Source organism: Saccharothrix espanaensis DSM 44229, assembly GCF_000328705.1.
Taxonomy (GTDB): Bacteria; Actinomycetota; Actinomycetes; order Mycobacteriales; family Pseudonocardiaceae; genus Actinosynnema; species Actinosynnema espanaense.
Genome location: NC_019673.1, coordinates 2826824 through 2835199, shown reverse-complemented (window position 1 = coordinate 2835199; position 8376 = coordinate 2826824). Strand labels below are relative to the sequence as shown.

Annotated in this window: 10 protein-coding genes; 3 read left to right on the top strand and 7 right to left on the bottom strand. The window is 72.8% G+C overall.

The window, feature by feature from the left end:
- Window positions 1-12: 12 nt before the first annotated feature.
- Window positions 13-1284, top strand: coding sequence for an enterobactin transporter EntS (entS, locus tag BN6_RS13045; RefSeq protein ID WP_015100116.1), 1272 nt, complete (start codon window positions 13-15; stop codon window positions 1282-1284).
- Between the two features lie 11 nt (window positions 1285-1295).
- Here the strand turns inward: entS and BN6_RS13040 are convergent, their stop codons facing one another.
- The 4 genes from BN6_RS13040 to BN6_RS13025 form a co-directional block, all read right to left on the bottom strand.
- On the bottom strand, window positions 1296-1901 hold the full coding sequence (locus tag BN6_RS13040) for a hypothetical protein (RefSeq protein WP_015100115.1): 606 nt from the start codon (window positions 1899-1901) through the stop codon (window positions 1296-1298).
- A 140-nt stretch (window positions 1902-2041) separates the two neighbouring features.
- Entirely contained in the window at window positions 2042-2857 is an 816-nt protein-coding gene (locus BN6_RS13035; protein ID WP_015100114.1) for a siderophore-interacting protein, read from the bottom strand.
- Window positions 2854-3060: an MbtH family protein gene (locus BN6_RS13030; RefSeq protein WP_015100113.1), complete on the bottom strand. Its 207-nt coding sequence runs from the start codon at window positions 3058-3060 to the stop codon at window positions 2854-2856. The genes BN6_RS13035 and BN6_RS13030 overlap by 4 nt, the downstream gene beginning before the upstream one ends.
- A gap of 316 nt (window positions 3061-3376) precedes the next feature.
- Window positions 3377-3964, bottom strand: coding sequence for a TetR/AcrR family transcriptional regulator (locus BN6_RS13025; protein ID WP_015100112.1), 588 nt, complete (start codon window positions 3962-3964; stop codon window positions 3377-3379).
- A gap of 130 nt (window positions 3965-4094) precedes the next feature.
- On the opposite strand from BN6_RS13025, the gene BN6_RS13020 reads away from it, so the two are divergent.
- The gene (locus BN6_RS13020) at window positions 4095-5009 is read left to right on the top strand and encodes an alpha/beta hydrolase family protein (protein ID WP_015100111.1); all 915 of its coding nucleotides are present in this window, start codon (window positions 4095-4097) and stop codon (window positions 5007-5009) included.
- Window positions 5010-5062: 53 nt separating this feature from the next.
- On the opposite strand, the gene BN6_RS13015 is transcribed toward BN6_RS13020, so the two are convergent.
- The 3 genes from BN6_RS13015 to BN6_RS13005 form a co-directional block, all read right to left on the bottom strand.
- Entirely contained in the window at window positions 5063-5875 is an 813-nt protein-coding gene (locus BN6_RS13015; protein ID WP_015100110.1) for a hypothetical protein, read from the bottom strand.
- A complete protein-coding gene (locus tag BN6_RS13010) occupies window positions 5872-6363 on the bottom strand; it encodes a SigE family RNA polymerase sigma factor (RefSeq protein ID WP_015100109.1) in 492 nt (163 codons plus the stop codon). The genes BN6_RS13015 and BN6_RS13010 overlap by 4 nt, the downstream gene beginning before the upstream one ends.
- Window positions 6364-6450: 87 nt before the next feature.
- Entirely contained in the window at window positions 6451-6984 is a 534-nt protein-coding gene (locus BN6_RS13005) for a TetR/AcrR family transcriptional regulator (RefSeq protein ID WP_015100108.1), read from the bottom strand.
- Between the two features lie 89 nt (window positions 6985-7073).
- On the opposite strand from BN6_RS13005, the gene BN6_RS13000 reads away from it, so the two are divergent.
- Complete coding sequence (locus tag BN6_RS13000; RefSeq protein ID WP_015100107.1) at window positions 7074-8318, top strand: FAD-dependent monooxygenase; 1245 nt, start codon at window positions 7074-7076, stop codon at window positions 8316-8318.
- Window positions 8319-8376 lie beyond the last annotated feature (58 nt).

The following is an 8376-nucleotide window of genomic DNA, read 5'->3' as shown; positions in this document are numbered from 1 at the left end:
CGAGGAGACCCCATGCGGCTCGGCGACCTGGTTGTCGACACCACACCGCTGCGACAGAGCAAGGAGTTCCGCTACCTGTTCATCGCGCGGCTGGTGTCCCTCTTCGGGTTCGGGCTGACCACCGTGGCGATCCCGGTGCAGATCTACGACCTCACCGGGTCGTCCCTCCAGGTGTCACTCGTCAGTGTCGTGATCATGGTGCCGATGCTGGCCGGCACCCTGGCCGGCGGCGTGCTCGCGGACCGGATGGACCGCCGCCGGCTGATCCTGCTGGCCCGCGGCAGCGCGGTGCTGGTGTTCGCCCTGCTCTCGCTCAACGCCCTGCTCGACCCGGCCCAGCTGTGGGTGATCTACCTGTGCGCGGCGCTGAACAGCGTGCTCAACGGCCTGAGCGCGACGGCGCTGATGGCGGCCACGCCCGCGATCGTCGGCCGCGACCAGCTCGCGTCGGCGGGCGCGCTGATGGCCATCACCGCCGAACTGGGCGCGATCATCGGGCCGTCGCTGGGCGGCGGCCTGACCGCCGCGTTCGGCCTGGCCGCGAACTACGCGCTGACCGGCGTGGCCACCCTGGTCACCACGTCCCTGGTCGCGCTGATCCGGCCGCTGCCGCCCACCGGACCGGTCGACGAGAGCCCGCTGCGGTCCATCGGCGAGGGGCTGAGGTTCGTGGCGCGCAGCCGGATCATCGCCGGGCTGCTGCTGATCGACGTGTGCGTGGCGTTGTTCACCATGCCGTTCGCGCTGTTCCCGGAGATCGCCGAGCGGGTGTTCGCCGGCGGCCCCGAGGTGGTCGGCCTGCTCTACGCCGCGCCGGCCGTCGGAGCGATGATCGCCGCCGCCGCCAGCGGGTGGACCGGGCGGGTCCGGCACACCGGGCGCTACCTGGTCGCCGCGACCGTCGCCTGCGGCATCGCGGTGGGGCTGTTCGGCCTCAGCGCCGGCGCGCTGTGGCTCGCGCTGACGGCGCTGGCGATGCTCGGCGCGGCGGACACCGTGTCGGAGATCCTGCGGCGGTCGCTGTTGCAGCACAACACCCCGGACCACCTCCAGGGCCGGGTCAGCAGCCTGTGGCTGGCGCAGACGAACATCGCGCCCGCGCTGGGCAACTTCGAGGCCGGCGTCCTGGCGCGGCTGATCGGCCCGGTCACGGCGGTGGCGGTCGGCGGGGCGCTGTGCGTGGTGTCGGCGGGCGCGGTCGGCGCGGCCATGCCGTCCCTGCGCAACGCCAGCCTGCACGACCCGTCCGCCGACGAACTGGCCGAGGACACCGCCCGGCCGTGACGCGGCCCGGGTCACCGCGTCGGAAGGCCCTTGAGGGTCGCGTCGGCGAACTGCGCGGTCGCGTCGCGGAGCGCGGCCGTCCGGGCTTCGGTGAAGCCCCCCGTCGGTCCGACGGAGACCCGGACGGTGATCAGCACGTTGCTGCGCTGGACGCGGACCTGGAACTGGCCGGTACGAGCGCCCACGCCGTCGCCGTGGCGCAGCCAGTGCGCCTGGTCGCCGTACCCGGGCAGGGGGTGGACGTCGCCGATCTCCGGGTCGACGGTCTCCTTGGCCTTGGCGTACCTGGCCCGCGCCTTCTCGACGTCGGCCTCGAACACGAGGTCGGTGACCGCGAACCCCTCGGGGTACTCGGCACCGGAGAGCAACTGGTTGCACGACACCAGGTTCGTGTCGTTGGAGGTGGTCCTGGGCTCGTCCACCGGCTTGCCGAACCGGTCCTCCACGGCCTCGTAGCCCAAGTGGTCGACGCAGGTCGACGTGATCGGCGACGGCGCGCGGTACACGCCGGGGCCGGTGGTGGGCGCGGTCGAGGACGGCGGGCCGACCGACGGGGTGGAGGACGAGCACGCGGCCACCGACAGCGCCACCAGCGATAAGAACACGACGGTTCGCATGATCACGGATGGTAGTGATCCACACCGCGAGCCCGACCGTTGTTCGACCGGCCGACAAGTGGCAACGTTCCGCCGCCACCAGGCTTGACACCCGGCGAAAGGACCGCGGCCACCCGACCCGAGCGGGTGGCCGCGGTGGCTCAGTCCTCGTCCTGCTCGTGGTGGTCGAAGTTGACCAGGCCGAGCTTCCAGTAGCCGTCCACGTCGTACGCGTCGCGGTGCAGGCCGCGCTCGTCGCGCAGGTGGCGGCGGATGGGCTTGAGCGAACCCGCCTCGCCCGCCACCCAGACGAACCCGTCGCCCTCGGGCAGCACCAGGGCGGCGATCGCGTCGTGCAGCAACGTCGTGGAGCCCGCCGGTGCGCCGTCGCGGTGCAGCCAGGTCAGCCGCACGTCGGCCTTCGACGCCAGTTCCTGCTGCTCGGCCTCGTCGGCGACCTCCACGAAGGCGAAGACCCGGTCGCCCTCCTCGGCCTGCTCCAGCCACCGGGCCACGGCGGGCAGCGCGGTCTCGTCGCCGGCCACCACGTACCAGGCCAGGCCCTTGGGCACGAGCACCGAGCCGCGCGGCCCGAGCACGCCCACCGCGTCACCCTCGCGCGCGCCGGCCGCCCAGGACGAGCCGGGGCCGTCGCCGTGCACCACGAAGTCGACGTCCAGCTCACCGGCGTCCGCGCGGTACGCCCGGACGGTGTAGTCCCGGAACGTGGGACGCGGCGCGGCCGGGTCCCGCTGGAGACCTTCGGGACCGAGCTTCGGCATGTCCGGCAGGCCGTCGCGGTCCTTCGGGAAGAACAGCTTCACGTGGTCGGCGGGCGCGGCCTCCCGGAAGCCCGCGAGGTCGGGGCCGGCCAAGGTCACCCGCACCATGCGCGGCGTGAGCCAGCGGACCGCCTTGACCCGCAGCACCCGCGGCACCAGGTCGTACTGGACGACCTCGGGGGCGGCGACGGTCACTGCTGCGCCTCCACCAGGCTGCGCGGGCGCAGGTCGGTCCACTCGCGCTCGACGTACTCGACGCAGGACTGCCGGCTGTCCGGACCGTGCGCGGCGGTCCAGCCCGGGGGCACCTCGGCGAACTGCGGCCACAGCGAGTGCTGGCCCTCGTCGTTGACCAGCACCAGGAACGTGCCGGCCTCGTCGTCGAAGGGATTGGTCACGACACGACTCCCCATCTGTTTGGTTAGGCTCACCTTACCGTGCGATGAGCCCGTCCACCATGAGTGAGATACCACGCACCGCCGCCCGCGTGCCGAACGGCAGCCCCGACCGGACTCAGCGTTACGGCGGGCAGCCCGTCCCGACTCGCCCGGACTGTCCAGTGTGGACGGTACGGTCAAGCCGAGCTGGATGGCCAGGTCGGCGGCACCTGGTGAAGGAACGCGGTGTCGACCGCCGCTCGGTGATGTTCGACGGCTATGGGAAGGTCGGCCCCGCTCGACCGGCACCGGCCGGGGCGTGGCCTGGCACTGTCCGCTACCGGTCGGGGCGCAGCCCTGCCAGGAGGAACCCGACCACGCGGCGGGCGTCGTAGCGCGGGTCCTTGCCCGCGCCGACGCAGAGGTTGCCGACCCCGCGTAGCAGTTCGAGGGCTTGGACGTCGGGCCGGACCTCGCCCGCCTTCGCGGCGGCGTCGAGCAGGTCGGCGCAGACCGGCACGAGCCGGTCGAGGAAGTACTCGTGCAGGGTCGCGAAGGTGGCGCTGTCGGACTGGAGCGCCTCGGCGAGGCCGTGCTTGGTGATCAGGAAGTCCACGAACAGGTCGACCCACCGCACCAGCGCCGCGTGCGGTGAGGCGCTGTCCGCCGACAAGGCCGGACCCGCCTCGGCGCACGCCTCGACCTGGTGCCGGTAGACGGCGACGACGAGATCGGCCCGCGTCGGGAAGTGGCGGTAGATCGTGGCCACGCCCACGCCCGCCCTGGCCGCCACGTCCCGCACCGGCGCGTCGACGCCGGACGCGACGAACGCCGCGGCGGCCGCCTCCAGCAGGGCCTTCTCGTTGCGCCGGGCGTCGGCCCGCTTCCGGGGTGCCGTCGACCCCGCTTGACCGCTGTCGGCCATCGCCGCCTCCTGCCCACCTTGCTAACCGGAACATGGTTCCGTATCGTCGTTAACGGAACAACGATCCGGTTGGCCATGATGCCCGATCGGGCGTCCGGCGGCCAAACACCCCCATCGCGAGGACACCCCCATGCGCCACAATGCACCCACACCCGTCATCTCCACACATCCGGTGGTGCTGCCGACCCCGGAGCGAGGCCAGGACCTGCACGTCCGGGTGTCGGCCCCGGCCACCGGACACAACCTGCCCGTCATCGTGCTCTCCCACGGCTTCGGCCAATCGCTGCACGGCTACGCGCCGCTGGTCGACCACTGGGCCGCACGCGGTTTCGCGGTCGTCCAGCCGACGCACCTCGACTCGCGAACCCTGGACGTGCCGCCCGACGACCCCCGCCACCCGGAGATCTGGCGGTTCCGGGTCACGGACCTGACCACCGCCCTGGACCGGCTGGACGTCCTCGAAGCCGCTGTCCCGGGACTCGCCGGCCGCCTCGACCGGGACCGGATCGCCGTGGCCGGGCACTCCTGGGGCGCCCAGACGGCGAGCACGTTGCTGGGTGCGCGGGTCCTCGACGCCGACGGCCGCCCCGGTGAGGACCTGTCCGATCCCCGGGTCAAGGCCGGGGTGCTGCTCGCCGTGCCGGGGACCGGCGGCGACGACCTGACGCCGTTCGCCGCCGAGCACTTCCCCTTCATGAGCCCGGACTTCACCGCGATGACCACCCCGGCCCTGGTGGTCGCCGGGGACGCGGACCAGTCCGCGCTGACCGTCCGGGGCCCGGGGTGGTTCACCGACGCCCACACCCGCGGTCCCGGCGCCAAGAGCCTGCTCACCCTGTTCGGAGCGGAGCACTCGCTGGGCGGTGTCGCCGGGTACGCCGTCGCGGAGACGACGGACGAGAACCCCGACCGGGTCGCCCTCGTCCGACACCTCACGTGGGCCTTCCTCCGCAGTGCGCTCCACCCCGCGAACACCGACTGGGCCACCGCGAGCGCCGAGCTGGCCGCGAGCACGAACCCGTTGGGCCGTATCGAATCACGGTGATCTGACCGGATCGCGCACCCGAAACCTGATGAGGCAGGCCGTCACGTACCTCGTCACCACTTGCCGGAGGTGACGATCGCCTTCAGCTGGTCGAGGGTCAGCGGCGGTTGCGGCGAGTAGATCCGACCGCCCGGCGAGTTGATCGCAGCGCCGTGGGGATCTTCCTGGTTGCCGACGTGCAGGAGGACCGTCGTCCCGTCGGGCCGCTTGAGGGACGCCATGTGCGACACCGCACCGGGAGCCGGCCGCGCGGTCTCGGTCGCCAGCCGGGAGCCGTCGGGCAGCGTGCTGACAACGCAGTCCTCTGGTCGGGCCGGCAGCAGGCCGGGACCCGTTCGGCGGAAGCTGCACCACGCGCCGGGCTCGGAATCGCCGGGCAGGATCGTCAGGCTGAAGCTCCCGGTGACGCCGGCGGAGTTCAGGGTCCCGCCGAGGAGCGCGCTGGTGGGGGCGCCGGGGTCCACAGTCAGCGGGACGACCAGTCCCGACCCCGGTGGCGAGGGGTTCTGCGAGGACGCGGAACCCGCCGGCAGGGTGACCTGGGTGGTCGCCTCGAACGTCGCGGTGTCGCCGAGCACCACCCTGAACCGGGCGATCAGGTCGTCCGGCGAGGCGGGGACCGGGCCGCGCGCCACGGTCGTGATCGGTGCGGCGCTCGGCGGGCCGGCGGTGTGGGTGCCGGAGTCGCCCGGCACCAGCCACACCGCACCCGCGACCAGCACCGCCACCGCGACGGCGGTGGCCGCGACGGGCACCAGCCGCACCGCCCGGCGCGGCCGCGCGACCGGTGCCGTGCCCATGGCCGTGGCGTCGGCCCGCCGCTCCAGCTCGGCGAAGGCGTCGTGGAGGGTGCGCAGCTCACTCATGAGGTCTCCTGGAAGTCGTGGACGCCGGCGGTGAGGTCGATGCGCAGTGAGTTGAGTGCCCGATGGATCTGGCTGCGCACGGTCGGTTCCCGGCACCCCAGCTCGGTGGCGATCTCCCGGTCGGACAGGCCCGCGTAGTAGCGCAGGACCACGGCCGCGCGCTGCTTCCTGGGCAGGCCGGCGAGGCGGTGGATCATCGCGTCCCGCTCGGCCCGCTCGTCCGCGCCGTCGGAGACCACCACCGGCTCGACCTCGGCGCGCGGGGACGTGCGGGTCAGCCTCCTGCGCCAGGACAGGTACTCGTTGACCACCATCCGCCGCACGTAGGCGTGCGGCTCGGCCATCACCGAGATCCGCGCCCAGTGCTCGAACGCCCGGCCCAGCACGTCGCTCACCAGGTCCTCGGCCAGCCACGTCCGGCAGGTCAGGACGGTGGCGAACCGCATCAGCGCGGGACGCTGCCTTGCCACGTACTCGGCAAACTCCATCGGCCACTCCCGATCGTCGACTCGACCTCGATTCCGCACCCCCAATGCGGAAGTGACCCGATTCGTTGCATCCGGTCTCTCCGCGACCTAGATGCCCAGGGCGGCGCAGGCCGCGTCGACCCCGGCCGCGCACAGCTCGTCGTAGGACGCCTCGGGGAAGGTCATCACCAGGTCGGCGAGCCCGCCCAGCGCCACTGTCGCCCGCACCTCGTCGACCAGGGTCGGTTCGGGGCCGACCAGCAGGGCGCCGAGCCGCCGCCGCCACTCCCACACCTGGTCGAGCAGACCGAGTTCCCGCAACGAGGTGAGCTCCTGCACCATCAGCTCGACCACGTCGCGGTGCCGGTACTGGAACTCGAAGTAGCCCGCCAGGAGTTCGCGCGGGGTCATCGCGCCCTGCTCGGCCTGCGCGACGAACGTGCGGCCGGCGTGGAACAGCGGCTCCACGACGCTGCGCACCAGGTCCTCGCGGGACGCGAAGTGGTAGTACAGCGCGGGTTTCGACACGCCCAGCCGGTCCGCTATGTCCTGCAGGCTGGTGCGCTGGAGCCCTTGTTCGCGGAACAGTTCGCGGGCTACCGCCTGCGCACGGGCCTTGGTGTCGGACCTCGGTCTGGCCATCTCCGCAGCATAACGACTTAACGGTCGGTAAGCCGTTGCGGACCGGGGGGCCGGTCACTTACCATCCGTTAAGTAAGGAGGTGGTGACCATGGAGGTACTGATCTCCGGCGCGAGCATCGCCGGACCCGTGCTGGCCTACTGGCTGGCCCGGTACGGCTTCGAGGTCACGGTGGTGGAACGCGCGCCGGCCCTGCGCAAGACCGGCGGCCACTCGGTCGACCTGTTCCGCCCGGCCGTGGACATCGCCGAGCGGATGGGCGTGCTGCCCGCCGTGCGGGCGCTCAGGACCGGCACCGACCGGATGACCGTGCACACCGCCGGCACCCGCCCGGTCGAGGTCGACCTGCGCCGGCTGTTCGGCGCGCTGTCCGACCGGCACGTCGAGATCATGCGCGACGACCTGGGCGAGGTGTTCCACGACGCGGGCAAGGACGACGTGGAGTACGTCTTCGGCGACTCGATCACGTCGATCTCCGAGGACGGCGAGGTGACCTTCGAGCACGGCGCGCCGCGCCGGTTCGACGTGGTGATCGGCGCGGACGGGCTGCACTCGAACGTCCGGCGGCTGGTGTTCGGGGACGTGCCCGAGGAGTACATCGGGGCTTACCTGGCGGTGCAGTCGCTGCCGAACGACCTGGGCCTGGCCGACCACACGATCACCCACGTCGAACCCGGCCTGATCGCCTCGCTCTACACCGCGCGCCACCTGACCGACGCGCGGGCGGTGTTCCTGTTCCGCAGCGCGCGGGAGCTGGACTACCACCGCCGGGACGTGGTGCGGCAGAGGGACTTGCTGCGCGCGGCGTTCGCCGGCGTGGCGGGGGTCGCGGACTGGCTGGACCGGGACGGCGCGTTCTACTTCGACTCGATCACCCAGATCCGCCTGGACACCTGGTCGCGGGGGCGGGTGGCGCTGGTCGGCGACGCGGGCTACTGCCCCGGCCCGGCGGTCGGCGGGAGCACCAGCCTGGCCGTGGTCGGCGCGTACGTGCTCGCCGGCGAGCTGGCCGAGGCGGGCGGCGACCACGTGCGGGCGTTCGCCGCGTACGAGCGGGAGATCGGCGAGTACGTGCGCCGCAGCCGGGCGTTCGCGGTCGGGGCGGCGAAGCGGATCGTGCCGAGGACGCGCCGCGACGTGTGGCTGCTGCGCAACGGCGGCCGCCTCGTCTCCCACCTGCCGGTGCCGGTCGGGCGGCTGCTCGCGAAGCTCGGCGCGAACGGCCTGCGGCTGCACGATTCGGTCCGCCTGAAGGACTACGCGCCACCGATCGACTCGTCGCGCTCCGACAGCGCGGGAGGACACCGGCGGCCCGGGACCACCCCGCCGCAGTGATCGGGAGCGGTACCGCGACCGGGCGGGTCGCGGGAGGAATGACCCGCGCGCCCCGTTC

Coding starts and splice junctions, on each gene's coding strand:
- entS (WP_015100116.1), top strand. CDS start 13: ATGCGGCTCGGCGACCTGGTTGTCGACACCACACCGCTGCGACAGAGC.
- BN6_RS13040 (WP_015100115.1), bottom strand. CDS start 1,901: ATGCGAACCGTCGTGTTCTTATCGCTGGTGGCGCTGTCGGTGGCCGCG.
- BN6_RS13025 (WP_015100112.1), bottom strand. CDS start 3,964: ATGGCCGACAGCGGTCAAGCGGGGTCGACGGCACCCCGGAAGCGGGCC.
- BN6_RS13020 (WP_015100111.1), top strand. CDS start 4,095: ATGCGCCACAATGCACCCACACCCGTCATCTCCACACATCCGGTGGTG.
- BN6_RS13015 (WP_015100110.1), bottom strand. CDS start 5,875: ATGAGTGAGCTGCGCACCCTCCACGACGCCTTCGCCGAGCTGGAGCGG.
- BN6_RS13010 (WP_015100109.1), bottom strand. CDS start 6,363: ATGGAGTTTGCCGAGTACGTGGCAAGGCAGCGTCCCGCGCTGATGCGG.
- BN6_RS13005 (WP_015100108.1), bottom strand. CDS start 6,984: ATGGCCAGACCGAGGTCCGACACCAAGGCCCGTGCGCAGGCGGTAGCC.
- BN6_RS13000 (WP_015100107.1), top strand. CDS start 7,074: ATGGAGGTACTGATCTCCGGCGCGAGCATCGCCGGACCCGTGCTGGCC.